The 24,733-nt window shown below is 66.9% G+C and carries 25 protein-coding genes and 1 tRNA gene; 20 read left to right on the top strand and 6 right to left on the bottom strand.

Translation table 11 applies throughout. The annotated features are described in order from the left end of the window. Positions 1 to 221 precede the first annotated feature (221 nt). Together OG718_RS24745 and OG718_RS24740 are read left to right on the top strand one after the other, a co-directional pair. Positions 222 to 1,532: a lipase family alpha/beta hydrolase gene (locus tag OG718_RS24745; protein WP_328845191.1), complete on the top strand. Its 1,311-nt coding sequence runs from the start codon at positions 222 to 224 to the stop codon at positions 1,530 to 1,532. 323 nt (positions 1,533 to 1,855) lie between these two features. Beyond that, complete coding sequence (locus tag OG718_RS24740; protein ID WP_328845190.1) at positions 1,856 to 3,922, top strand: hypothetical protein; 2,067 nt, start codon at positions 1,856 to 1,858, stop codon at positions 3,920 to 3,922. 425 nt (positions 3,923 to 4,347) lie between these two features. Here OG718_RS24740 and OG718_RS24735 read toward each other — a convergent pair whose 3' ends face one another. Then, entirely contained in the window at positions 4,348 to 5,070 is a 723-nt protein-coding gene (locus tag OG718_RS24735; RefSeq protein WP_328845189.1) for a hypothetical protein, read from the bottom strand. Between the two features lie 108 nt (positions 5,071 to 5,178). Further along, positions 5,179 to 6,303 carry a DUF1152 domain-containing protein gene (locus OG718_RS24730; RefSeq protein ID WP_328845188.1) on the bottom strand — a complete coding sequence of 375 codons (1,125 nt, stop codon included), beginning with the start codon at positions 6,301 to 6,303 and terminating at the stop codon, positions 5,179 to 5,181. 80 nt (positions 6,304 to 6,383) lie between these two features. Between OG718_RS24730 and OG718_RS24725 the strand changes: the two genes are divergently transcribed. The 3 genes from OG718_RS24725 (at position 6,384) to OG718_RS24715 (ending at position 8,658) form a co-directional block, all read left to right on the top strand. Then, the gene (locus tag OG718_RS24725; protein ID WP_328845187.1) at positions 6,384 to 7,124 is read left to right on the top strand and encodes a GntR family transcriptional regulator; all 741 of its coding nucleotides are present in this window, start codon (positions 6,384 to 6,386) and stop codon (positions 7,122 to 7,124) included. A gap of 278 nt (positions 7,125 to 7,402) precedes the next feature. Beyond that, a complete protein-coding gene (locus OG718_RS24720) occupies positions 7,403 to 7,867 on the top strand; it encodes an ATP-binding protein (protein ID WP_328845186.1) in 465 nt (154 codons plus the stop codon). 62 nt (positions 7,868 to 7,929) lie between these two features. Continuing rightward, positions 7,930 to 8,658 (top strand): GntR family transcriptional regulator, encoded by a 729-nt coding sequence (locus OG718_RS24715; protein ID WP_328845185.1) that lies wholly within the window; start codon positions 7,930 to 7,932, stop codon positions 8,656 to 8,658. A 39-nt stretch (positions 8,659 to 8,697) separates the two neighbouring features. Here OG718_RS24715 and OG718_RS24710 read toward each other — a convergent pair whose 3' ends face one another. Further along, positions 8,698 to 9,108, bottom strand: coding sequence for a hypothetical protein (locus OG718_RS24710; RefSeq protein WP_328845184.1), 411 nt, complete (start codon positions 9,106 to 9,108; stop codon positions 8,698 to 8,700). A gap of 168 nt (positions 9,109 to 9,276) precedes the next feature. On the opposite strand from OG718_RS24710, the gene OG718_RS24705 reads away from it, so the two are divergent. The 11 genes from OG718_RS24705 (at position 9,277) to OG718_RS24655 (ending at position 15,599) form a co-directional block, all read left to right on the top strand. Continuing rightward, a complete protein-coding gene (locus OG718_RS24705; RefSeq protein ID WP_328845183.1) occupies positions 9,277 to 9,627 on the top strand; it encodes an SCO3933 family regulatory protein in 351 nt (116 codons plus the stop codon). A gap of 5 nt (positions 9,628 to 9,632) precedes the next feature. Next, complete coding sequence (locus tag OG718_RS24700; protein ID WP_328845182.1) at positions 9,633 to 11,006, top strand: FtsK/SpoIIIE domain-containing protein; 1,374 nt, start codon at positions 9,633 to 9,635, stop codon at positions 11,004 to 11,006. A gap of 89 nt (positions 11,007 to 11,095) precedes the next feature. Next, the gene (locus OG718_RS24695) at positions 11,096 to 11,302 is read left to right on the top strand and encodes a hypothetical protein (RefSeq protein ID WP_328845181.1); all 207 of its coding nucleotides are present in this window, start codon (positions 11,096 to 11,098) and stop codon (positions 11,300 to 11,302) included. A 3-nt stretch (positions 11,303 to 11,305) separates the two neighbouring features. Further along, a complete protein-coding gene (locus OG718_RS24690) occupies positions 11,306 to 11,923 on the top strand; it encodes a DUF2637 domain-containing protein (protein ID WP_328845180.1) in 618 nt (205 codons plus the stop codon). 19 nt (positions 11,924 to 11,942) lie between these two features. Next, positions 11,943 to 12,161 carry a hypothetical protein gene (locus OG718_RS24685; protein ID WP_328845179.1) on the top strand — a complete coding sequence of 73 codons (219 nt, stop codon included), beginning with the start codon at positions 11,943 to 11,945 and terminating at the stop codon, positions 12,159 to 12,161. Then, the gene (locus tag OG718_RS24680) at positions 12,161 to 12,352 is read left to right on the top strand and encodes a mobile element transfer protein (protein WP_328845178.1); all 192 of its coding nucleotides are present in this window, start codon (positions 12,161 to 12,163) and stop codon (positions 12,350 to 12,352) included. Before OG718_RS24685 ends, OG718_RS24680 begins: the two co-directional genes overlap by 1 nt. Positions 12,353 to 12,368: 16 nt before the next feature. After that, on the top strand, positions 12,369 to 12,563 hold the full coding sequence (locus OG718_RS24675; protein ID WP_269246680.1) for a hypothetical protein: 195 nt from the start codon (positions 12,369 to 12,371) through the stop codon (positions 12,561 to 12,563). 13 nt (positions 12,564 to 12,576) lie between these two features. Then, positions 12,577 to 12,837, top strand: a complete 261-nt coding sequence (locus tag OG718_RS24670; RefSeq protein WP_328845177.1) for a SpdD protein — start codon at positions 12,577 to 12,579, stop codon at positions 12,835 to 12,837. A 131-nt stretch (positions 12,838 to 12,968) separates the two neighbouring features. Continuing rightward, entirely contained in the window at positions 12,969 to 14,273 is a 1,305-nt protein-coding gene (locus OG718_RS24665) for a replication initiator (protein ID WP_328845176.1), read from the top strand. Beyond that, positions 14,266 to 14,448 carry a helix-turn-helix domain-containing protein gene (locus OG718_RS24660; protein WP_328845175.1) on the top strand — a complete coding sequence of 61 codons (183 nt, stop codon included), beginning with the start codon at positions 14,266 to 14,268 and terminating at the stop codon, positions 14,446 to 14,448. Before OG718_RS24665 ends, OG718_RS24660 begins: the two co-directional genes overlap by 8 nt. Then, positions 14,448 to 15,599, top strand: a complete 1,152-nt coding sequence (locus OG718_RS24655) for a tyrosine-type recombinase/integrase (RefSeq protein ID WP_328845174.1) — start codon at positions 14,448 to 14,450, stop codon at positions 15,597 to 15,599. Before OG718_RS24660 ends, OG718_RS24655 begins: the two co-directional genes overlap by 1 nt. A 78-nt stretch (positions 15,600 to 15,677) precedes the next feature. Here the strand turns inward: OG718_RS24655 and OG718_RS24650 are convergent. Beyond that, a tRNA-Arg gene (locus OG718_RS24650) sits at positions 15,678 to 15,750 on the bottom strand. A gap of 296 nt (positions 15,751 to 16,046) precedes the next feature. Beyond that, positions 16,047 to 17,204, bottom strand: a complete 1,158-nt coding sequence (locus OG718_RS24645) for a sensor histidine kinase (protein WP_328845173.1) — start codon at positions 17,202 to 17,204, stop codon at positions 16,047 to 16,049. 343 nt (positions 17,205 to 17,547) lie between these two features. Between OG718_RS24645 and OG718_RS24640 the strand changes: the two genes are divergently transcribed. After that, a complete protein-coding gene (locus tag OG718_RS24640; RefSeq protein ID WP_328845172.1) occupies positions 17,548 to 19,815 on the top strand; it encodes an MMPL family transporter in 2,268 nt (755 codons plus the stop codon). 106 nt (positions 19,816 to 19,921) lie between these two features. After that, positions 19,922 to 21,211 (top strand): sensor histidine kinase, encoded by a 1,290-nt coding sequence (locus OG718_RS24635; protein WP_328845170.1) that lies wholly within the window; start codon positions 19,922 to 19,924, stop codon positions 21,209 to 21,211. Here OG718_RS24635 and OG718_RS24630 read toward each other — a convergent pair. After that, complete coding sequence (locus tag OG718_RS24630) at positions 21,188 to 21,949, bottom strand: IclR family transcriptional regulator (RefSeq protein WP_260695319.1); 762 nt, start codon at positions 21,947 to 21,949, stop codon at positions 21,188 to 21,190. The two genes, OG718_RS24635 and OG718_RS24630, sit on opposite strands and share 24 nt — an antisense overlap. Before the next feature lie 226 nt (positions 21,950 to 22,175). On the opposite strand from OG718_RS24630, the gene OG718_RS24625 reads away from it, so the two are divergent. After that, positions 22,176 to 23,129: a 5-dehydro-4-deoxyglucarate dehydratase gene (locus OG718_RS24625; RefSeq protein WP_186001232.1), complete on the top strand. Its 954-nt coding sequence runs from the start codon at positions 22,176 to 22,178 to the stop codon at positions 23,127 to 23,129. A gap of 216 nt (positions 23,130 to 23,345) precedes the next feature. Further along, positions 23,346 to 24,683, top strand: coding sequence for a gluconate:H+ symporter (locus tag OG718_RS24620; protein WP_143638800.1), 1,338 nt, complete (start codon positions 23,346 to 23,348; stop codon positions 24,681 to 24,683). Positions 24,684 to 24,733: the final 50 nt, after the last annotated feature.

Here is a 24,733-nt window from a genome sequence, read left to right as displayed (position 1 = left end):
GTGATGGATGCTGAGACGGTCCGAGGCCCTCTTCTGGTCAGCCAGCAACGCAGTAAGAATAGTCCTGGATCCTGCTATTGGGTATTGCCAGGTGCAGCTACCAAGCTACGCTTACCCTTCATACTCAATGACCGCGCATTGCTCGGCCCAAGGGGACATCGTTGATTCTGCGTCTTGAACGTACCCCATTCCGGGAGGAGTCCTTCGGGGCACACCACAGCATGCATCTCCACGCACGAGGTCGAGCCGGTCGCTCCAAGACAGTTGTCGTCTTTGTTCACGGCCTAAACGGACGTGGATACGGCACCTGGCAGGGCTGGCCGCGCATGTTGTTCGATGGCGAAGGAGGCCATCCCCCACTGGATGTAGCGATGTTTGACTACCGGAGTTTGTTTAGAGCTGTCGCACAACTCAAGCCTGGAGCCGATATTGATTTCCAAGCACAAAAGCTCGCAGGATATTTTCGTGAGCTCGGTGAAGAATACCAGGACATCTTTGTTGTAGCTCACAGCCTGGGTGGACTGCTAGCGGAGGCTGCTGTCGAGCAGTTTCTAAGCGATATGCGATGGAAGGATGAGAACTCAGCTGTTTCTCCAGTAGCGGCCCTGATTTTCATGGCATCCCCTTTGGCAGGGTCTACTAAGGCAAGGTTTCCGCTTTTCTTTTTCCGTGACATTCGTCGACTAAGAGTGCTATCGAGTGAGCAGGGAAAGATCAGATCCTTCTTCACTTCTCACGTGCAGGCAAAAACCATTGCTTCCGAAAAGCCTTTTGACTTTCTCGTCCCCCGCTATGCAGGTCTGGTTGATACAGACGTCGCGGTTAGTTCGACTAGCGCAATAGGAAGTGTGCCGAGCGACCAGTGCGGCTATTTTAAAGGATCGCACTCTTCAATTGCAAAACCGGATGAGCCTACCGATCCGCAGCACGTATGGCTTTTGCGGATCGTGAGAGAGGTGCAGGAGGTTCGCACACAATGGCACCGAGAGGACAATCAGAGAAGACGCATAGAAATGAGTGCATCCTCTGCTGATAAAATTTCCATCGTCACGGAGATGCGATTTGAGCGGCGTCGAGGTGTCTGGGATCGCGCTTACAATGACGCCCGCGCTAATTCATCTAAGAGATATGCGAAAATCCGAGATCGAGATCATGCGGGTATCGAATCAAAAGTAAACCTCCTTATCACCGTGCATGAAGCCAGCGAGATTCTAAGTACTGATGAACCCAGAGCAACGGTAGAAGAAGCAGTTCTTGACTATGCGAGTGGCGATGTGCTCTCGGTGGCTGTATGTCCCGTGGGTATCGAGTTCTTGGCGGCGGAGCGAGCCGTCCTGGGATGGCTCCCTGTGAGATATAGGAATAAGTTCTATGTTGAGGGTTCAGTAGACGTTGAAGGATTCCGAGAAAATATGATGACTTGGATTGATGCAGTAATACATGGTCATCCAGAGAGGCAGCAGAGAGCGGTAGTCGGTAGACGCTTGTTGGCGAGGAACTTTGACCCTTATGAGGAGGGTGAAGATCTGTGAACCTGATGTGGATTGCGGCAATTCTGCGTCCGCGAGATATCATCAATACGAGCTTCCCTTCTTCGGGGAGGGAAGCTGAACCTGCCTCCTGGCTCGCGGCATTGGTACTCGGAAAATATCGGTACGCTGATCTCTCTGATAGGGGTGAGGATCACCCGAGTCGTAGAGATCCAAGCTTGTTGCTCGCTGAGCAGAGTCTAAGGTATGCGAGTATCCGACAGGGCACAGACGGACTGGTCGACGAAATCCTAATAGACGGACCTCCTGACGATCTAGCCCGCGCTTGTGCGTTCGCTCTTTTTGCATGCAGTGCTGCATCAGAGATGGACGACTATGCAACCTGTGATCGAGTCCTGGACCGACTCTTGACGTGGGTTGGCACAGACGGCTCGGCAGAAAAAATGGTTCGTCTGATCCTGCTGCAACAGAAGAGTCTGCGACTGTGGGACTCCGGGCGCAATCATAGGGCTACCAATTTGGAGGCCCTGCAGCTTATTAATGAAATCGATGTTACCGCTATCCCGTCATTTAAGGTCGGGCCTCTTGCTGCTGGTTCATCACTAAATACGCTGCATCATATCCTTGCTGCTCTCAAGCGCGCGGTCTGGAGCCTTGCGCCACAGTTCGAGATCGAGGCCAGCCAGGCAGCTGGATATGAAAATTTCCCGACAAGGGATGAACAACTCCGGACGCCGCGGTCCGAGGAACTCTTGCGAATTAGAGCGGATCGGTCGGAGGTTTACGCAAACTTCGTAAGTCAGACGTACAAGAATGCCTTCCGTAGTAGCTCGCGCTATGTAATTGGAGGGCCAATGGCTCCGGACCTTTTTCCGGAGACGTTTGCGATGGAGCTGCTGGGTCATGCTGAGGTGCGAAAAGCTCGTAAGGAACTCGCACTGATGCGGCTACTGCAGGTGGAATCTCTTGACGATCCTGATCATCTGCGTGACGCACTTAGACTCTTGCGCCAGGCAGGCGCCGAAACTGAACTGAACCTCGCTGTTGAGCGACTTCGCGCGGCAGGGCCTCTCTCGGCTCTTAGTGAGGATGCACGACAGATCTTGAGGGCACGCACTACGCGAGAATTGTTGCGTTCGCCTGAGCTTCGTGTTCTGCGTGGCGCGGCTGAACTCATGACTCCGAGCGAAGCGAGGGGTGCGCTCGATACCGTACGAGCTGTCCTGGCGTCAGGCGGGCCCGTAAATAAGCCCGGTTTTCTACAAAACAACTCGAAGCTTCTGGGAGAAGCGTGGCTTGCAGGGGCTGTCCTAGCCAATGCTGCAGAAGTGCCGGGTGAAATGGTTGAGGTATTTCTCCAGGAGGCAAGTAAACCAGAAACTCAAGAGGATGACCTACGAGATCGTGCTATTGCGCGAGCGGTCCGAGCACTCAGTTGGCCAGATATTTCGGCAGCGGTTGTTTCCCGAGCATCAAGTTGGTTGACAGAAGGAGAGACAGTTGCTCCGGCTACGGCCGAAGTTGTCAGCTCGCACTGTGGCCCTGGAGAGGGCGGGGAAAGCGAGACGCTCTCGGATCTCGACGAGGTAGCGGTTCGGGTGAACAGTGCCATCCGTGGAAATCCCATGCCGAGAGAATTGGTGGTGCGGGCTGTCCCTCTTGTTCGTGATGCTTTGGTGGGAATTCTGCGGCAAGCGCACGGGGGAGCACACTCTGTGGGTACTCTCTCCGCAGCAGACATCGGGGCGGCTCTTATTGCGTACACCGATGCGCCACTGTGGGTAGATCTGGCCGATTTCCTCTCCGACCCGTCGATTGGGCGGCATGAGACTAGAGATGCTTTTGAGCGGTTGGCGCATGAGCGCCCCAGTATGCCTGAGTCGATTTCGGATAAATTCCGATCCGCTGCAGAAGAAATGCTGTCCGCATCGGTAGACGTGTTCGGAGGGTCTGACGTCTTTATTCCATATCCTGAAGCTCTGCGTTTCCTTTCCAGTAATAGACTTCTCGATGAAATCACGACATTCGCGAATATCGCAAAACTCGCAGGAGACGGGACGCCAGCGGCGCGGGAGCAAGCGGCGCGCACCGTAGCCACTATCGCTGAGGTGAGCCCCGACACGTGGTTGCTGGCGGTTGCAACCCAACTGAGTCATGACCGGGATTCGTCAGTCAAGGCGCATGCTGGCCGAGCTCTCGCGCTGCTAGCATCCAAGGATGACAATTTGTCTCGAGTTGCTAACCCTCGCATTGTTCAATTGCTGAACGAAGACGGTGTCCTAATCCCGTTCCGGCTGCTGCATGCCATGCGCAAGCAGGAAAATCTGCAACCCGACGTGAGGCAAGAGGTCGAGCGGCTAAGTCGTGATCACCCCTCCCGCATTGTTCGCCATGCTGCTCAGACTGTGATCGACTCTACGGTGTCTAGCTAGAGACTCAGGGTTTTAGCAGAGGGCTGATGTGAGGCGGTTACTCAAGGCGAACCGCCTACCCTACAGGCAAGCAAAGTCGTTAGGTCGGCGGAGCGGATTTGGGCTGGAGCTGCGTGGGCGTGAGTGATCATGGACCCGGAAGCTTCCGACGCGTCGGGCAGTCTGTGGACCTGCCCGGTAAAGCACGACGTTGGGGCCGTGATTTTCGAGGCTCGCGCAAAAGTGGCTGCCTAAAGCCGTGGAGCTGGCCGCCCCAACCACGACGTATCCCTTCTCTGGCATCAGGCGGCTGACTGCCATGAGCGCGGCACGGACGCCGGCCGGGCTGGAGCGGGGCGGAGACAGGAGCGCAGGCCCGGCCGGGGGCCGTGCCGCGCGCGGGGAGCGGAGCGAGCCGCCTTGAACCCCGTAGAGAAAGTTGTAACTCAGCTGCTGACTTTGCGTCGCCATTCGCGCATCTGAGCGTCCCAGTAGATGACGACTTTGCCACCGTCCGGTTCTGCGGCGGCCAGTCCGAGAAGGTCAGCAGTAGCCAGAGCTTGCAACGCGTCGTTTGGCAGGTGGTCGGGCATGACGAAGCTGACGCCGCTCGCCGTATCTTGCACAGTGATCTTGTGAGAGCTGTGCCATCTGGCCTGATCCACGGCGCTGCCAACCGAGGTGCGATGGCGGATGTAGCGCTCTCGGTAAGCCCTTGCCACCTCGAACATCCGCGCTCCAGCCTGAGTGGCCAGTGATTGCATGAATGGCAGCACAGTGGCAGTGACCGTGACGGTCGCTGCCGTCCCCAGCCATTCCGGCATGTGCTGGTCAAGAGTAGTTATGTCTCTGCGGAAGATCTCGTGCTGTGCCACCTGCTTCCAAGCAGGTCCTCTTTGCTTGAGGTGGCTCTGGAGTTCGTTCAGCATGGTCTCGCGCTTGTGACCATTGGGTTCACTAACCCGCGAAGCTTGGTTGAGCCACTCGGCCACGTCGGATGGCTCGGGAGATCCGCTCACCAACCTCAGACAGATAGACAGCAGATCGCCTTGCTCTGCAACCTCTGAAACGGTCCGAGCGGGTTGCCGGTACCGCCGCACAACTGGATCCTCAGGGTGGCTATCCGGCCACTGAAGGTCGTCCGGCAGTGTCGTTTCGTCATCACTCATGCCCCAATGCATCTCCCGAGTCTGCCGTTTCGACGGACATCGAGTACGCAACTTCGGAGACTCACAGCAGCAACTTGGGCAGAGTCCATACCGATCAAGCCTTGAGGGTCACCGAGCGCCATAACCTCTGCTGAGATTCGACGCTTGGTCTCCGATGTGCCACAGCGGCGCGCAGTACTGCTCCGGGCGGGAGCTGATCAGCAGTTGGCGCAGGTCCTCGCGCTGGGAGCCGTTGAGGTTGAGGGCCTCGGTGAGGTGGCGGAATGTTGTGTGGGTGACTCCGCGGCGCCGGGACTCGCCCTCGAACTGCTCGAGTTGGGCCAACACGGTCTGGGGGACCAGGTCCGCGGGCGGCTGGTCTTTGAGCCATGCGGCCTTGTTGCGTTCGTAGTCGATTTCCGAGTAGCCGCAGACTTCGCGGCTGTGGGCCTCGACCTCGTCGAGCGTCTCGGTGGCCATGATGGCGCGGGCCAGTTGGTTGCGGGTGACGGCGTCGTCCACGTCGACCACGTGGACGGTCGGGCCTTCATCCGTGAGCGCGACGGGTAGGCCAGCGTCCCGGACTTCGCAGGTTCCGCGTACGCCTCGGGCAGTGGCTGCAAGCATTCCGGTGGCCTCGGACGGATGCCACTCCAGGACCGCGCTGATCGGCTCGACATCCTTCGCCGTGAAGGTGTGGACGAGGGGGCCGAGCATGCCGCGCAAGTCGTCGAGCGGTAGTTCGCCGTCAAGGCCGGGGCCTGCGACCAGTAGCCGGATGGGTGCGTTCACCTGGCAGCATGCGGCAAGCGTGAGGGCGTCCGCGAGCGGGCTCTTCAGTGTCGGTTCGTCGCCCCGGGCCAGGACGTCGCCCCCCACGTCGAGCAGATCGATCGACTCCGGTGACAAGTGGCCGATCAGCTCTTCGAGTTGGCGCGTGATGCCCTCGGCGCCGTAGTGAGGGTCGATCAGGGCGAAGGTGTGCGGGAGCTCTGCCGCAAGCCGGGGGAGTGTGGAGCCTGCTGGAGCGATCGGGCGGGCATCCGCCGGCACTGTCCAGACTGCCGGGGTGAGCTGTTCGAGGCCGGTGAAGTTGTCCGGTCCTCGGGGGCCCGGTACCGGGTCGATGAGGAGGCGGTCCCACGCGTACGTGAGGATCACCGCCTGGTCCTCGTCGCCGTAGAGGGCGGCGTGAAGCATTGCGGCGGCGACAGCGTCGCCCCCTCCTCCTGCTGCGACGATCAACCGCTTCATGCGGTCAGCGTACGGGGTGGAGGGTTGACCACTCACTCTATAGTGGCTAGAGGCCATAGCCACTTGGACGAGGAGGGCGAATGCCTCAGATCGAGGAGGCTCAGCCGAAGTATCTCCAGATCGCGCACTTCATCCGCGATCAGATCCTTCGGGGAGACCTTAGGCCGGGGGACGAGGTGCCCTCGGAGCGCCAGTTGGCGGCGGACTGGAAGGTGTCCCGGCCCACGGCTGCACGGTCGTTGGAAGCACTGAGCCATCAGGGGCTCGTCGAGAAGCGCCAGGGATCGGGCACGTACGTGCGCAGCCTGGAGGTCAACCGGCGGGCGCGTGAGCTGTACGGCCGGGCCCGGCAGACCGGGAAGATCTACACGCCCGGTGAGTACGCGGTGATCACGTCGGCTGGTTGGCTGGATGCGCCGGATCACGTTGCCGAAGCTTTGGGTCTGGTCAAGGATCGTCGGGCCGTGCACCGGCGACGGGTGACCAACAACCATGACGGGCCGATCACCCTGTCTACCTCGTGGTTTGCTCCTGACGTCGGCCAGCGTGCGCCGAAGCTCCTGGAGCCTGAGCGGATCCAGGAGGGGACGCTCATGTACGTCGAGAACATGACGGGCCGCCAGGGTAGCTATGCCGAGGACCGTATGTGCGCTCGGAGCGCCACCGACGAGGAGGCATCGGACCTTCAACTGGACGCCGGTTCAGCGGTTCTGATCGTTCATCACGTCGTCTTCGACCTTCAGGACCGGCCGTTGGAGTTCGCCGAAGCCACCTATCCCCCGCACCGCTGGGCCTTCGAACAGGGCTACCCCCTCACCTGAGTGTCCGGCAGTTGCGCCGAATCACTTGCACACTCCAAGTGGCTAATGCCACTATCCACAAAGTGGCTAAGGCCACTTGGACTGGAAGGGGGCACGGCGTGACGAGTCAGCGGCCGGACAAGGGCGCGCGGTTAGCTTGCCGGGGATGCCGTGGGCGCGGTTGGAAACGCGTCGGCTCCCGTACGGCTCTGGCGCTCTCCACGGCCAACGACCGCGTTCGTGCCACATCGAAGCGGCGCTGTCTCGACTGTGATGGCAGCGGCAAGGAGTGAGCGCGGATGGATGACACCACCGATGGCCGCGACGGTTTCGGTACCGCACGACTCGGGGCGATGATCCTGCACCCGGCGCCGGAGTCCGTACCCCGGGCCCGGAGCTGGTTCCGGAAGTTCATCGCCGCGTACAACCCGGCCTGCTCGATCGACGACTGCACGCTGATGGTCTCGGAGCTGGTCACCAACGCGATTCTCTACGGACGGGCGGATGAACCCTGGCTTGTGCGCGTTGAGTGGTACCGCGTGGAGACGTCGCTGCGGATCGAGGTGCACAACCCGGGGTTCCCGGCGAACGTGCGACTGCGGCGCCCAGAGGCCAGCGAGGCACACGGACGCGGCCTGTTCCTGGTCGACGCCATCGCCGACTCATGGCACTCCGGACCCAGCCGCTTCGGCGGGACCGTGGTCTCCGCCGTGGTGGCCGGCGCCTGGCCGACGAACGAAGGATTCGGCCCCCTCCTACTGTGAGTGTGCAAGTGTCGCTAGTCTGGTTGACCAGTTGACTGGTCCAATCCCGACGGGCGGCGTTCATGGCGTATGAAGTGGAGCCACCGAAGTACGTGCGCCTCGCGCAGACCCTTCAAGGTCGCATCGAGGACGGCACGTACCCGCCCGGCACACGGGTGCCCAGTGAGAACCAACTGGTGCAAGCCTTCGCGATGTCCCGCCCGACCGTCGTGCGAGCGCTGGAGCTGTTGAAGCGTGACGGCTGGCTGGAGTCCCGGCAGGGATACGGCACGATCGTGCGGGGACGCCCCGAGGCTGGCGAGCAGAAGGACCGCCGCGGTCGTACGGCGCTGGAGCGCGACGAATCGCAAGCGCCCGGCCGCCTGATTGAGGTCGGCCATGTACCCGTTCCTGCTCGCGTTGCCTCGGCGCTCGGACTGCCCAAGCGGGCGAAGGTTCTCGTGCGCCGGTTCCTGGTCGAGGAGGACGGCGAAGCGGTCGAGTTGGTCTCGTCGTACTTCCCCGCCGGCCTGGTCGAGGGAACCGAGCTGGAGACTTCCGAAGCCCTGAGCGGCAGCGTCCGCGAGCATCTTGAGACGCGGAAGAAAGTGCGCTTCGACCATGTGACGGAACGGGTCTCGGCGAGAGTGCCCGACAGTGGCGAGGCTCAACTTCTGGAACTCCCTGAGGGTGTTCCCGTCCTCAGCGTGCTGGTCATCGCCTGCGACAGCTCGGGGCAAGCGTTGCAGGTCGTCGATGTGCTGCTGCCAGCCGACCGGCAAGAACTTGAAGACACTTACCGGCTCACCTGAACCGGCGTGCCGCCTGCCGTTCGGCTGCGATGGCTTGTCTTAGGTGCGTCGGCTGGCGAGTCGGTAGACGACGTATGTAAAGCCAAGGATGACGTCAACGGCCGCCCACAGGCCGATGATGAGTCCCACGCCGATGGTGGTTCCGATGTCGTTCGCGTCCTCGCACACCTGCAAGTTGTCACCTGTCAGGCCTCGGCACTCATCGGGTGTGCCGCTGCCGCTCGCGGCGCCCGTGATCACCCAGATCAGGAACAAGATCTGAACGATCAGGAAGATCCATAGAAAGACGCGGCGTCGCTTCTTCGGCCGGGACGTCGTCTCGCCCTGATAAGGGCTGTTTGGCCGGGGGCCTTCCGGTGGCGCAGACCAGGCATTTGGCGGTGGCGCGGGCCCTTGCGAGTTGCGTGGACCCCATGACTGCGGCTCCTGAGCGCGGTGTTGCTTGCCCATGTCGCGCCCTCCTTTGTACTGCCTGGTTACAGGGTGCGCTTGCGTTGTCGATCGTGCTCGTTGGTCGTCAGGTAGCCACTTGACAAGTCAACCAGGCATCCTTACCGTCGAACTTGCTAAGTCAACTTGTCATGCGGCGAGTTGATCCACTCAGAAGGAGAAATCTCTGTGCGTGTGATCCGTATTGACGCCTCGTCCGCCACGATCCTGCTCACCGAAGCGCCGTCGCCGAAGGTGCGCGACCGGCAGACCGGTGAGATCGCGAAGGACGCGGTGAGTGGCGAGGCACTGATGACGGTCGGCGTCGTCTTCATCGACGAGGGGGAGTCGTCGCTGATCCAGGTCACCATCCCCGAAAGCGGTGTGACGGACGGGCTGTCGGTCGGTTCCCCGGTCTCGCTGCCGGGTCTGATCGCCCGGCCGTGGGAGAGCGTGTTCAACGGCCAGCAGCGGCACGGCATCGCCTACCGGGCCACGGCCATCACTTCGGGCGCCTTCCCGGTCGCCCAGGCGGGCTGATCGACGTGACAGACCTGGTGACGTTGGCCGAGCTGAGCGGGCCGCTCGCTGCGATAGGCGGCGCGGCCTACGCCCGGCACGCCCACCCGGCGGCGTACTGGTCCACGGTCGGGCTGCCGGTCTCGGTGGTCCGGCTGATGGCCTCGTACTCCTCGACCATGGACGCGTGCGGCCTGACGGTCGCGCCGTCCCGGCTGCGGGTACTGGCCGTCAAGGCCACGACTCGCCGTGAGGTTCGGCCTGTGCCCCCGCGTCGGGGCATGATCCGGCCCACCACGACCGGCCTGCGGCTTCGGCTGCGGCTGGCTCCGGGCCAGGAACCGGCGGACGTGGCGGCCTCGGCCGAACGGCTGCGGCACGCCTGGGGCGTTCACACCGTATACGTGCGGAACGTGAAGCCCGGGGTCGTGGAACTGCGGCTCGTCGGCTTCGACGTACTGCGCAAGGTGCGCATGCCCCGCCGGATCGATGGCGGGCTGCTGCGGGTGCCGGTGGCGCTGCGGCAGGATGCGACCGCGTTCGTACGGGACTACCGGGCTGTACCTCATGAACTGGTCCTCGGCGCCACGCTGTCGGGGAAGTCCATGTTCCTGCGCAACCTGTTGACCGGGCTGGCGGCTCAGCCGGTGGTCCTGGTCGGCATCGACTGCAAGCGCGGTGTTGAGCTGGCGCCGTTCGCCGCCCGGCTCTCCGCGCTGGCGACCGACCCGGAGCAAGCGGCCGAGCTGCTTCCCGTGCTCGTGAAGGAAATGGAGGACCGCTACGACCTGATCAAGGCCCGACAGGGCATCGCCCCTGGCACCCCGGACGAGTCGATCACCTCGGACATCTGGGGCCTGCCCGAGGGCGAACGCCCGGCGCCCATCGTGCTGTTCATCGACGAGGTGGCCGAACTCTTCCTCATCGCGACGCGGAAGGAGGAGGAACGGCGAGATGAGATGGTCACTCAGCTGATCCGGCTCGCTCAGCTCGGCCGGGCCGCCGGTATCTACCTGGAGGTCTGCGGGCAGCGGCTCGGCGCCGAGCTGGGCAAGGGCGCGACCATGCTCCGCGCTCAGCTCTCCGGCCGGGTCTGCCACCGCGTCAACGACGAAGCCTCCGCAAAGATGGCGCTCGGCGACATGGCCCCGGAAGCCGTCGGCGCTGCCTGCGCCATCGCGGCCGAGCTGCCCGGCCTGGCCGTCGTCGGTGACACCTCTGGCGGCTGGTCCCGCATTCGCACTCCGTACATGTCCCTCGCCGACGCTGCGGTCACTTGCCGGGAGACGGCGCATCTCGCCCCCGACGTACCGGCGCTCACGCCCTTCCGGCCGTACGTTCCGCCGGTGCCCGTGAAGGCATCCGAACCGGTGGCTGCCCCGCTGCCGGTCACCGAGTAAGCGCACCCGCCCCAACCGCCGGCGCGGCCGTCCCGCGCCAAGTCCCTACCCCCGCCTTGCCCGAAACCGACCGAAGAACGGGAGTCTCCATGTCCCACCGCCCCACAGTCGACCAAATCGCCGCCTTCCTCGCGGACCTCAAAGCCGTCTGCACCATCGGCGGCGATCCGGTCGAGCTGGCCGCTCGTAAGGCAGATCTGTTGGAAGGCATCGCCGACGCCATGCCCGGTGACCAGGAGGCGGTGGAAGTCGCCCGTGCTGCTCGCGCGGCTGCTGACAAGGCTCAGGAGCGGTGAGCGATGCGCATCGGTCGTCTCCGGGCTGATCCCGTACTGATCCAAGCCGTCATCGCCGCAGCGCTGTCCTTCGCCCACCTGCACGACCTGGCCTCGGCCGCCGGACAAGACGGGTGGAAGGCGTGGGCCTATCCGGTCTCCGTCGACCTGCTGATGGTGGCGGCCTGGCATCGACTGCGCTCCGGCGAGGCGATAGCGGCCGGATGGTGCTGGTTTCTGGTCGCGCTCACCGCGTCGCTGGGCGCCAACGTCGCCACCGCCGGGCTGCTCGACCTGAACGACGTACCGGCCTGGCTCCGCATCCTCGTCGCCGGATGGCCCGCCGTCGCCTTCCTCGGCGGAACCCTGCTCGCCCACGGCGCCCCGACACCGACAGGGGGTCCGGCGGCGAAGGAGCCAGAGTCCGCCCCGACCACCACAGCTCCCGAACACCCCGCGGCGGCACCAGAACCCGCCCAACCCTCCACACCCTCTGTCCCGCCCGCGCTCGTCGCCCTTGCGCACAAGGTCGCCGACGAACACCGCACCCGGACCGGAACCGCCATCGACACCCCGACGCTTCGCGCACGCCTCGGCATCCCCGCGCCGCTCGCCGAAGCCATCGCCGCTCAACTCACCTGATCCCGGAGGACTTTCCACCTTGCGCCCGACCACGCTCCGCGCGCTCAAGCGCGCTGCCGAGCTGACCCGACAGAACCGCCTCACCGAAGCGGTGCTGATCGCCGAGCCCGTGATCCTCGCTGCCGACAGCTACGAGGGCGACGAGATCTTGCGCTGGCTGGCCGACCACGTCACCGACTTCACCGGCCAGACCCACGACGACCACAACGGCCACGACAACCCGAAGGAGCCCCACTGATGACCGCCAACCGCCGGTTCCGCAACGTCGTCCGCATCGGCCCCGTCCAGGTCGCCACGTACTACGACGGCCGGGGCCACGAGAAGCACACCGCCGCCTGCACGGCTCCGCGCTGCGGCTTCTCCACGGACTACGACAGCCGCGCCGCCGCCGAATTGGCCGCCCGCACCCACCGCTGCCCCGCCCGCTGACCGCTGAGGAGCTCGCGTGACCGTCTCACTGCCGCTCGTCTTCGTCCTGGGCGTCATCGCCTGGGCCGCGATCAAGTTCCTCGGCGTCCGCCTCTGGGTCGCCGCAGTGATCGCGCTGTTCGGCTTCTGGCTCTCGCACACGATCCTCGCCCCCGCCATCGAGTCCGGCACCCGTTCCGGGGTCGACGTCGTCAACGGCACCCACGACTGAGAGGAGCCCCGCCATGTTCCGCCCCAAGCTGCCCGACGCCCCGCCCCTGCCGACAACCGTCACCACTCAGCAGCACGTTCAGGCTCCGGCCGTTCCATCCGCCGGCCGCCCGGTCGCCCCATACGTGGGCGTCGGAGTCGGCGCGGTCGCTGCTGTGGTCGTCGTCGGTGTCGTCCTCACCGCGCTCCTGGCGGCAGTCGCCATCACGGCTATCTCGGTCGCCATTTCCGCCGTGGTCCTGCGCTCGCTCGTCAACGGCGCCAACAGGCGCTGACCGGCCGCCGGGGCGGCAACAACGCCGCCAAGCATCCCGCCGCCCCGGGGCCGTCCCTCCCAACCGCGAAACAGCCGAAAGGAACTCCCATCATCACCCGGCAGACTCCGCCCCCGCTGGCGGAACTCTCCATGCTGGCCTCCCTCGGCACTATGCCCGAGCTGGCCCGGCAACTCTCCGGCCTGGGCGGCTGCACCCGCCCCGTACGCCTCGACGGCCACCGCACCGAGTACGAGATCAACAAGGCAACCGGCGAGATCGGCCGCACCCTGCACCACCTGGACTCGGCCACCCTCCCGGCCGGTCACCTCCTCGTCCGCTGCAACAACCGCCGCGCCACCCGATGCGCGGCCTGCGCCGAGACGTACCGCCGTGACACCTACCACCTGATCACCGCCGGACTCCGCGGCGGCAAAGGCACCTCCGAACAAGTCGGCACCCACCCGCGCGTGTTCGCCACCTTCACCGCCCCGGGCTTCGGCCCCGTCCACAACCGTCCCTCCAGCGGCCGTGCCTGCCGCTGCGGCGTCCGCCACGACCAGGAGGACGCGACCTTGGGCACGCCCCTCGCCCCGGACACGTACGACTACGAAGCGGCCGTGCTCTGGAACGCCCACGCCGGGGCCCTGTGGCGCCGGTTCTCCATCTACCTGCGTCGTGAGGTCGCCAAGCGCGCAGGTCTCACGCAACGCGCCTTCCGTGAGCACGCGCGCATCTCGTTCGCCAAGGTCGCCGAGTACCAGAAGCGCGGCGCCGTCCACTTCCACGCGGTCATCCGCCTCGACGGCCCCGAGGGCGGCGACACAGCACCGCCCGCCTGGGCCACCGCCGAACTGCTCACCGACGCCATCGGCGCCGCTGCACGCGCGGGGCAAGTCGACGGCCCGGTCATCGAGGGCCGTGCCCACACCTTCACCTTCGGCCGTCAGCTCGACGTCCGGCCCATCCGAACCACCGACTTCGACGGCGGCCAGGAGCTGACCGAACGCGCTGTAGCCGCGTACATCGCCAAATACGCCACCAAGGGCGCCGAGACAGCGACCGGCACCCTCGACCGGCCGATCAAGTTCCTCGCCGAGCTGGCACAAGCCAAACTCACCGACCATGCCCGACGCATGATCCGCACCGCCTGGACCCTCGGCGCACGCCCCGAGCTGGCAGACCTCCGCCTCCGGGCCTGGGCCCACATGCTCGGCTTCCGCGGCCACTTCTCCACGAAGTCCCGCCGCTACTCCACCACCCTCGGCGCACTCCGCACCGCCCGAGCCGACTGGCGCCGCGAGCAAGCCAACCCCGCACCGCAGAACACCGAGGAATCCACGCTCGTCCTCGCGCACTGGGTCTTCGCCGGAACCGGCCTCAGTGCCGGTGAGGCCTGGCTCGCCACGTCCCTCGAACCCGCGCCCGGAACAGAAGGTGAGCCGACGCATGCCTGACGACGAGCTGTTGACCGTGGCTGACGTCATGGCGCGACTCAAGCTCGGTCGGTCGACGGTCTACGACCTGATCCGCTCCCGTCGGCTCCCCTCGATCACCATCGGCCGATGCCGCCGCATTCCGGCGCGGGCTCTCAGCGACTACATCACCAACGAAATGGAGGCGGCTGCCTGATGGCCGGTCAGCGCAAGAGGAACCCCAACGGTGCGGGGACGATCACCAAGCGCAAAGACGGCCGTTTTCAGTGCGCTGTCTACGTGCTCCAGCCGGACGGCACTCGGGCCCGGAAATTCGCCTACGGCAAGACCTGGACCGAGTGCGACACCAAGCGCCGGGAACTGCTCGCCAAGGTCGACCAGGGCGTGCCCGTGCCCACCCGTTCGGCCAAGCTCTCCGAATGGCTGCCGTACTGGCTGGACAATGTGATCAAGCCTCGGCGGAAGCTCAGCACGTACGACAAGTACGAGTCGCACGTTCGCCTCTACCTGGTGCCGTTCCTCGGTGCGAAGAGGCTCGAATCCCTCGGCGTCGCGGATGTGCGCCGTTTCCTCGTCCGGCTGGAGAAGGAATCCACCGCTGCAACGGCCAAGGAATCGCACCGCGTACTGCGCTCCGCTCTCTCCTCCGCCTGCCGCGAGGAGCTGATCACGCGCAACGTCGCCAAGCTCGTCGAGCCGCCCCGAACGGACAACCGGGAGCTGAATCCCTGGAGCCTGGACGAGACCTTGGACTTCCTCGCGGCGTCCCGCAGAGATCCGCTCTACGCGGCCTTCGTGCTCGCCATCGCGATGGGGCTCCGCCGGGGCGAGATCATCGGTCTCCGCTGGTCGGATCTCGACCTCGAAAACCGCATCCTCTACGTCCGCCAGCAGACCCAGCGCCGTCGCGGCGTTCTGTACGACGACGATCCCAAGAGCCGTCGTCGTCGCGTTGTCCCCCTGCCCGCGCTCTGCATCGCCCCTCTGCGCTGGCACCGGATGAGACAGTCCGCCGCACGCGCAAAGGCGGGGGAGCGGTGGCACGAGTCGGGGTACGTCTTCACCACCCGCACCGGCCTCCAGGTCGAGCCGCGCAACGTCTACCGGTCCTTCACCCGTGTCGCCGAGTCCGCCGGCCTTCGCGTGATCCGGCTGCATGACGCTCGCCATGGCACGGCGACTCTTCTCACGGCGGCCGGAGTCGCCCCCCGTGTCGTGATGGAGATCCTCGGGCACAGTCAGATCAGCATCACGATGGACGTGTACACGCACGTCGTGCAGGACACTCAGCGCGAGGCCATGAGCCACATGGACCGGCTGCTCAGGAGGCGCCCCGGTCGGCAGTGACCGCCCCGTTGATGTCAGACCTGGATGTCAGAGGCCCACCAGATACCAAAATTGGTATGTGGTGGGCCTCTGACCTTGTGCCCCCGGCAGGATTCGAACCTGCGACACCCGCTTTAGGAGAGCGGTGCTCTATCCCCTGAGCTACGAAGGCGTGGTGCCGGTTCCTGGGCTCAGGTGGGGGTTGGGGTTTCGTGCGTGTCCCCAGCCCTCCTCCTGGTGGCAGGGAGAGGTACCGGGAACAGCGTAGCGGACGAGCGTGGGAGCTGGGTGGGCAGTGCTCCGGGGGTGGCCAGCGCCCGGTGTCGGTGCGGTGATTCTTGCCGTGTTTCTTTCGTGCGGTGTGGAGGTGGGCACCCGGAGGCCTCGCCCCCGCCACTCCCGCTCACCACCCGACGCCGCTCAGCAGCGGCTGCTCAGCTGAGCACCCACACCCCACTCAGCCCCCCCTCACCACCCACACGGCAGCCCCGCCTCGATCACCGTCGGTCCTCCCGTTGGGCTCGTCAGGCGGACGGTGCCGTCGAGTGCGGCGATGCGGCGGCGCATTCCGAGCAGGCCCGAGCCGGCTGTCTCGTCGGCGCCGCCGTGGCCCTCGTCGGACACGGTTACCGTCAACCCCGTTGGGACAAGCGCGAGTTGGACCGAGGCGTGGTCCGAGCCGCTGTGCTTCGCGGCGTTGGTCAGGGCCTCGGCCACGGTGAAGTACGCGGCCGCCTCGACCCCCGCCGGGGCCCGGGGGCCGGTCTCCAGGTCACCCGTGTCGACGGTCACGTCCAGGCCACTGCTCGCGGCCAGGGCGCGTACGGCGCCCACCAGCCCGCGGTCGGTGAGGATCGGCGGGTGGATCCCGCGGACGACGTGGCGGAGCTCCGTCAGCGCCTCCTCCGCCTGGTCCTGGGCGTCGTCCAGGAGTTTGCGGGCAGCGGCGGGGTCGCGTTCGTACGCTCGTTTCGCGAGGCCCAGGCGCATGGAGAGGGCGACCAGGCGGGCCTGGGTGCCGTCCTGCAAGTCCTGTTCTATGCGGCGCAGTTCGGCCTCGTGGGCGGCGACCACTCCCGCCCTCGTCGCGGTCAGTTCCTCGACCCGCTCGGTGAGACGTGCTCTGGGGGAGGGCTTGAGCAGGGCGGTGGAGTATCTCGCTTCGAGGTCCGCCACACGGGTGATCAAGGGGAGGACGAGCGGGTCGCGGTTCAGGAGTCCGCAGCGGATTCCGTCCACCAGCAGCGCCGCCGGCCACAGCGGGAGCACCAGGATCGGCAGCAGGCTGCCGTAGCCGTACTGGGCGAACATCCAGCGCAGGTCCATGAGCGTGCCGGGGTCCTGGACCGCGGTGCGCAGGCGGACGCGGAGCGGGCCGTCGTCCAGGGGGAGGTAGGCCTCCGGGATCCGCTCGCCCGTCCACTCGGTCACCTGGCGGCGCTTGGCCCCGGCGATCCGGCGTACCAGCGTCACCGTCTCGGGGAGCAGCCCCGCGCCGACCACCGCGAGGGTGGCCGTTGCCGTGATCAGCAGGACCGTGAGGAAGAGCATCGTGCCGAAGGTCAGGACCGCGGCCCTGGCCAGCTGGACCGTTGCCCCGGCCGCCTGCCGCGTCGTCTTCCTCATGCCGTTCAGGCTAGGAGCCGCGGGGTACCCCGCGCGGGGGAGTGGGACACCGTCCTGGTGGTGTAGCCCGCTACACCACGGTTCGGGAGCGCGCTCTCTCGTGACGGCGGGCCGCCGCCGGGATCGTTGATCTCGGAAGTCGACGGCCCCCCGGAGGGCGTTGACGGCCCCGGCGGGAGCCGGGCCACGGGCCGGCCCAGGCCCCCTTTCAAACACCGACCCACCGCCTCGGGCCCATCGCTCGAAGCACCCCCAACTCGCACCCACCCCCGTACCTCGCACCGCCGCCGTACCCCCGCACGCCACCCACACCCCTCGACGTACGCGACTCTTGGAGACCCCCGTGGCCACTTTCCTCTACCGACTCGGCCGGCTGGCCTTCCGAAGGCGCTGGTACGTCACCTTCCTGTGGGTGGCGGTCCTCGCCGCCGTCGGTTTCGGTGCCGCCAAGGCGCCCGCCGCCCCCGACGCGACGAACAGCATGCCGGGCATCGAGTCCCAGAAGGCCTTCGACCTGATGGAACAGCGCTTCCCCGGGACCGAGGCCGACGGCGCGACCGCCCGTATCGTGTTCGTCGCGCCCGACGGGCAGAAGATCACAGCCGCCGACAACCGGAAGGCCGTCGACACCCTCGTCGAGCGCGCGGCCGACGGACCGCAGGTCGCGAGCGCCGTCAACCCCTTCAAGGCCGAGGCCGTCAGCAAGGACGGGACGACCGCGTACGCCACCGTCACCTACAAGGCCGCCGCCGACGACCTCACCGACGCCGCCAAGGACCGGCTCGAGAGCGCCATCGAGCGGGCCCGGGACGCGGGCCTCACCGTCGAGGCCGGCGGAACCGCCCTGGAGACCCAGCCCTCGGCCGGCGGCTCGGCGGAGGCGATCGGTATCGCCATCGCCGCATTCGTCCTGCTGATCACCTTCGGATCGCTCGCCGCCGCCGGTCTTCCCCTTCTCACCGCGATCCTCGGCGTCGGCGTCAGCATGGCGTCGATCATGGCGCTGGCCAGCGCGTTCGGTCTGTCGTCCACGACCGGCACCCTCGCGACCATGCTGGGCCTCGCCTGCGGCATCGACTACGCCGTGTTCATCGTCTCCCGCTACCGCGAGGAGCGCGCCAAGGGCCACTCCCCGAAGGAAGCGGCCGGGCTCGCCACCGGTACCGCCGGATCCGCCGTCGTCTTCGCCGGGCTCACCGTCGTCATCGCGCTGGCCGGGCTCTCGGTGGTCGGCATCCCGATGCTCACCAAGATGGGTCTCGCCGCCGCCGGCGCGGTCGTCGTCGGAGTGCTCATCGCACTGACCCTGGTCCCGGCCGTCCTCGGCTTCTGGCCCAACGCCGTTCTCTCGCGCAGGGCCCGCAGGAACGGACGTATCAAGGAGGGCGGCGAGAACAACGGCGGCAGCCGCTGGGCACGCTTCGTCCTGCGCCGCCCCGTGCCCGTCCTGATCGCCTCCGTCGTCGGACTCGGCGCACTCGCGATACCCGTCATGGACCTCCAACTGGGCATGCCGGGAGCCGAGGCCAAGCCCACCTCCACCACCGAACGCCGCGCCTACGACGACCTCGCCGCCGGTTTCGGCCCTGGCTTCAACGGGCCCCTCACCGTCGTCGTGGACGCCAGGAACGCCGAGAACCCGAAGACCGCCGTCCGTACGATCGAGAAGAGGATCGGGGCCACCGACGGGATCGTGTCCGTCTCACCGGCCCGGTTCAACTCGGCCGGCGACACCGCCGTGTTCTCCGCGATCCCGTCCACGGCACCCACCAGCGAGCAGACCCAGGACCTGGTGAAGAGCATCAGGGCCGACCGTCCCGCCACCGAGGCCTCGACCGGCGCGGAGTTCGAGGTCACCGGCACCACCGCGCTGAACATCGACGTCGCCCAGAAGACCCAGGACGCGCTGATCCCGTACCTGATCCTGGTCGTGGGCCTGGCCATCCTGCTGCTGATGATCGTGTTCCGGTCCGTGCTCGTCCCGATCAAGGCGGCCGTCGGCTTCCTCCTCTCGGTGCTCGCGGCCCTCGGTTCCGTCGTCGCGGTCTTCCAGTGGGGCTGGGGCGCCGGACTCCTCGGGGTCGAGACGACCGGCCCGATCATGAGCATGATGCCGATCTTCCTGGTGGGCATCGTGTTCGGACTGGCCATGGACTACGAGGTGTTCCTGGTCGCCCGGATGCGGGAGGCGTACGTCCACGGGGACAGTCCGAGCCAGGCGATCCGGACCGGCTTCCGGTACAGCGCCCGGGTCGTGGTGGCCGCCGCGCTGATCATGATGGCGGTCTTCTCCGGGTTCATCGGGGCCGGCGAATCCATGATCAAGATGATCGGCTTCGGGCTCGCCATCGCCGTTCTCTTCGACGCCTTCGTCGTCCGCATGGCCCTCGTCCCGGCCGTCCTCGCCCTCCTCGGCAAGGCCGCCTGGTGGATGCCCCGCCGGCTGGACCGGATCCTGCCCCGCGTGGACGTCGAGGGCGAGGCCCTCAGCCACCGGGCCGCGCCGCCGCAGGCCACGAAGGACGGGACCTCCACCGCGGTGCCCACCGAGGCCCCCATTGCGGCACGTACCGAAGAAGAGGAGACAAGGCAGGACTTCACAACCGTCTGACCGCCTCCACCGAGGGCCGCTCGCCGACACAGGGGCGGCCCTCGGCCCGTACGCACCCGGTACCGAGCACCGCACCGCACAGCCCCGCACTCGACAGGAACCCGCGATGACCACCAGCCGGCAGCGACTCGTACGCAGACCTGTGCGCGGACTCGTACGCGACAGCCCCCGCGCCCGCGACATCTCGATCGCCCTGCTTCTGTTCGCCGTCTCCGTGCCCGGCGCGCTGTACGTCTCCACGGGCACCGCGTCCCCGCTCCCGTGGTGGGCCGTGCTGCTGCTCTCGGGCGTCTCCTGCGCGGTCCTGCCGCTGCACCGCACCCGTCCGTACGTCACCGTGGCGGTGACCACCGCCTGTGCCGTGACGGCGGCCGGGCTCGGCCAGTTGCAGACCGTCCTGTCGCTGGGGCCGCTCATGGCGGCGCTCTACTCGTTCGCGCTGCGCACCGACCGCGACGGCGTCCGCAGGTGCTGTGCCATCGGGGTCGCCGTCCTGCTGATGACCACCGAACTGATCGCGGGCCCCGCCGACCGCCCGCTGGACCTCAAGGCGGTCGGCCCCGCGGCCTGGGTCCTGCTGCCGACCGCACTCGGCAGCTGGGTCCGGCTGCGACGGGCGTACGTGGACGCCGTGCGGGCCCGTGCCGAACACGCCGAGCGGACCCGCGACGAGGAGGCGCGGCGCCGGGTCGCGGAGGAGCGGATGCGCATCGCCCGCGAGCTGCACGACGTCACGGCCCAGCATCTGGCGCTGGCCAACGCCCAGGCCGGGGCCATCACCCACCTCATGCGCTCCGACCCCGACAGGGCCCACGGGATCCTCGCCGACTTCGCGGTGTCCACGTCCTCGGCGCTGCGTGAACTCAAGGCGACCGTCGGCCTGTTGAGACAGACGGACGATGACCCGGACGCGCCCGTGGTGCCCGCCGTCGGACTCGCCAGGCTGGCCGCCCTGACCGAGTCGTTCCGGTCCGCCGGACTCGCGGTCACCGTCACCACCGAGGGCGCGCCGCACCGGCTGTCACCGGGAGCGGACCACACGGCGTTCCGGATCGTGCAGGAAGCCCTCACCAACGTCACCAAGCACGCGGCCGCGCGCGAGGCACGGGTCCGGCTCGCCCACTCCGACGACCGGCTGACCATCACGGTCACCGACGACGGAGGCGGCCCGACACCTTCCCGGGCCACCGGAGACAGTGACACCGGGACCGGGACCGGGACCGGCAGCGGCTTCGGCCTCCTCGGCATGCGCGAACGTGCCCAGTCGGTCGGCGGCAGCCTCGTCGCCCGTCACCGCCCCGAGGGCGGCTTCGAAGTGGTGGCCGAACTGCCGCTGTTCCAGAGGGACTTCGGACAGGAGGAGGCCGGCGGGTCAACGCCAGTCAGGAGCCCCTGACGCGGGCGACAGAACACTCTCGATCTTCGTCCGGATCTCCCGCATGACCGCCACGACCCGGGCCTCGTGCGCCGCGTCGAGCCGGGCCACCGGCACCGAGCAGCTGATGGCGTCCGTGGCCGGTGAGTCGTACCGCAGGGCGAAGCCGAAGCCCGCGATGCCGGTCACCGTCTCCTCGCGGTCGATGGAGTGGCCGCGCTCGCGCACCTCCGCCAGGTCGGCGAGCAGGGTCGCGCGGTCGGTGTGGGTGTTCTCCGTGAGGGCGGCCAACGGCCCCTCGGGGAACGGGAGTTCGTCGTCCGGGCGCTCGGCGAGGAGGGCCTTGCCGAGGGCGCCCGCGTGGGCCGGGATCCGGCGGCCGACCCGGCTGATGGTGCGCAGGTACTCGTGGGACTCGCGGGTCGCGAGGTAGACGACGTTCGGGCCGTCCAGCCGGGCCAGGTGGATCGTCTCGCCGAGCGCGTCCGAGGCCTCGTCGAGATAGGGGCGGACCGTGCGGACGTGCGGATCGCTGTCGAGGTAGCTCGTGCCGGTGAGCAGCGCGCTGATCCCGATGCCGTAGAGGGAGCCGGTGGTGTCGGAGCGCACCCAGCCGCGGTCGACGAGGGTCTGCAGCAGCTGGTACATGCTGCTGCGCGGTACGCCCAGCTCCTCGGCGAGTTCGTCCAGGCGGGCGGGCCGGTCGCCGCGCGCGGCGAGCAGTTCGAGCAGTGCGACGGTACGGGCCGCGGACTTCACCTCACGGACGCCCGAGCCCCCCGCACGGACCCGTGCGGGCGCCTCTCCGCCCCGCGCCTCTTCGCCCTGCGCCCCTCCGCCCCGCACGTCTTCGCCCCGCACCTCTTCGCTCTCCGGCATGGGGCTCATCGTAAATCCGCGGTGTCGTACCCATTGACCCATCGCGTTCACCAACTTAGCCTCCATCTTCATACGTAGACGGCATCTGCATATGGAGACAGCGTTCATGACAGGGATCAGCGCGGAGGCCGAAGGCACTGTCCAGCGGCTGCGTGACGGCATGGCGGGCGGGGTGCTGTCCTTCCCCCTCACCAGCTTCCACAGTGACGGCGGCCTCGACCTCGACTCGTACCGGGCCTACCTGACCGGACAGTTGGCGGCTTCTCCGGGCCCGGGCGCGGTCTTCCCCGCCTGTGGCACCGGTGAGTTCTTCTCGCTGGACGAGGACGAGTACCGCGAGGTCGTCCGGGCCACGGTCGAGGTCGCCGCAGGCAGGCTGCCGGTGGTGGCGGGCATCGGCTACGGCTGGGCGCAGGCCCGCCGTTTCGCCCGGATCGCCGAGGAGGCGGGCGCGGACGCTCTCCTCGTACTCCCGCACTATCTGGTGGCCGCCCCGCAGGACGGACTCGTCGAGCAGCTGCGCCACATCGCCGCCGGCACCTCGCTCCCGCTGATCGCGTACCAGCGCGGGCAGGTCGCCTTCACCGCCGAGGGACTGCGCCGGATCGCTGAGATCCCCACCGTCATCGGCCTCAAGGACGGGCACAGCGACCTCGACCGGCTCCAGCGCCTCACCCTCGCCGCCCCCGACGGCTTCCTCTTCTTCAACGGCGCCTCCACCGCCGAGATCCAGGCCCGCGCGTACGCCACCGTCGGCGTCCCCGCCTACTCGTCGGCCGTCCACGCCTTCGCCCCCGAGATCGCGAACGCCTTCTTCACGGCCCTGCACACCGACGACCACACGACAACGACCAAGCTCCTGCGCGACTTCTACGTCCCCCTCGTGGAACTCCGGGACCAGGTCCCCGGCTACGCCGTCTCCCTCGTCAAGGCAGCCGCCCGCCTGCGCAACCTCCCGGTGGGCCCGGTCCGAGCCCCCCTGACGGACCCGGACCAGACCGACCTGGCAGCCCTGGAGAAGATCCTCGCCACGGGCCTCGCCCTGGTAGGAGCCCGCTGACCGGGCCCCTTTAGGGGCGCGAGGAACCGCGCGCTCAGCCCACGAGGACTCGCACCGACGCCCCGCCCTCAGCCACGCCTTTCAGGGGCGCGGGGAACCGCGCGACAAGCCCCCACGCACCCGCACCCAGCACCAAACCGGCGGAGCCACCCGCACCCGGCCCCGAACCGGCGGAGCCACCCGCACAAGAGCCCAACAGTTCAAAGGGGAACTGCCATGCCTCTCCTCGTAGTAGGGATCAGCGTCCTGATCCTGCTGCTCCTGATGACCCGCCTGAAACTGAACGGCTTCGCCGCCCTCCTCCTCGTGGCGATCGGCGTGGCCGTGGTCCGCGGGATACCGGTGGCCGACATCCCGGACGTCCTCTCGGCCGGCATCGGCGACCAGATCGGCGACACGATGCTCACCATCGGCCTCGGCGCGATGGTCGGCCGGGTCATGGGCGACTCGGGCGCCGCCCAACGCATCGCGGGCAAGCTCCTCGACGCCTTCGGCCCCCGCTGGGTCCAGGTCGCCATGGTCGTCACGTCCATGCTCATCGGCGTGACCATGTTCTACGAGGTCGCCTTCATCATCATCGTGCCGATCGCGTTCACCCTGGTCAGGGTCACCGGGGCGAACCTGCTCTGGGTCGGCCTGCCGATGTCGATCGCGCTGTCCACGATGCACAGCTTCCTGCCGCCGCACCCGGGCCCCACCGCCGTGGCGGCGACCTTCCACGCGTCCGTCGGCCACACCCTCTTCTACGGCCTCTTCATCGCCGTGCCCGCCGGTGCGGTCATCGCGCTCGCCTGGCCGCGGCTGCCGTTCATCAAGCGGATGAACCCGTCCATCCCCACGGGCCTGGTCAGCGAGCGGGAGTTCGCCGACGAGGAGATGCCCGGCATGGGCTGGTCGCTGTTCGTGGCCCTCTTCCCGGTGGTGCTGATCGCGGGCGCCGCCGTGACCGACATGGCAACGTCGGGCGAGAGCCCGTTCCTGAACTTCGTCGCGTTCATCGGCTCGGCACCGATCGCGCTCATGCTGACCCTGCTGCTGGCGATCTGGGCGTTCGGACCGCGGATCGGCCGCAGCATGGAGGAGGTCAGCGCCTCCTGCACCTCCGCCGCCAAGGCGATGGCGATGATCCTGCTGGTCATCGGGGCGGGCGGCGCCTTCAAGAACGTCCTCGTCGAGGGAGGCATCTCCGACTACATCAAGGACGCCACCGACGGCTGGTCCATCTCGCCGATCGTCCTGGCGTGGCTCATCGCGGTCATCCTCCGCGTGGCCCTCGGCTCGGCGACGGTCGCCGTCGTCACGGCCTCCGGCGTGGTCCTCCCGCTCCTCGCGGGCAGTGGCGTCCACCCCGAGATCATGGTGCTCGCCGTGTCGTGCGGGTCGATCGCCTTCTCCCACGTCAACGACCCGGGATTCTGGCTGTTCAAGGAGTACTTCAACCTCTCGGTCATCGAGGCGATCAAGGTCCGTACCACCTATACGACGGTGCTCGCGATCATCGGCCTGGGCGGCGTCCTGGCGCTGGAGTGGGCCCTGGACGTCCTCAGCCTGTGAAGTCTTCGACCACTGGCCCCAACCACCTTCACACACAAGGGACTTCGACT

Source organism: Streptomyces sp. NBC_00258 (genome assembly GCF_036182465.1).
Lineage (GTDB): Bacteria > Actinomycetota > Actinomycetes > Streptomycetales > Streptomycetaceae > Streptomyces.
This window is presented reverse-complemented; position numbering and strand designations above follow the sequence as displayed.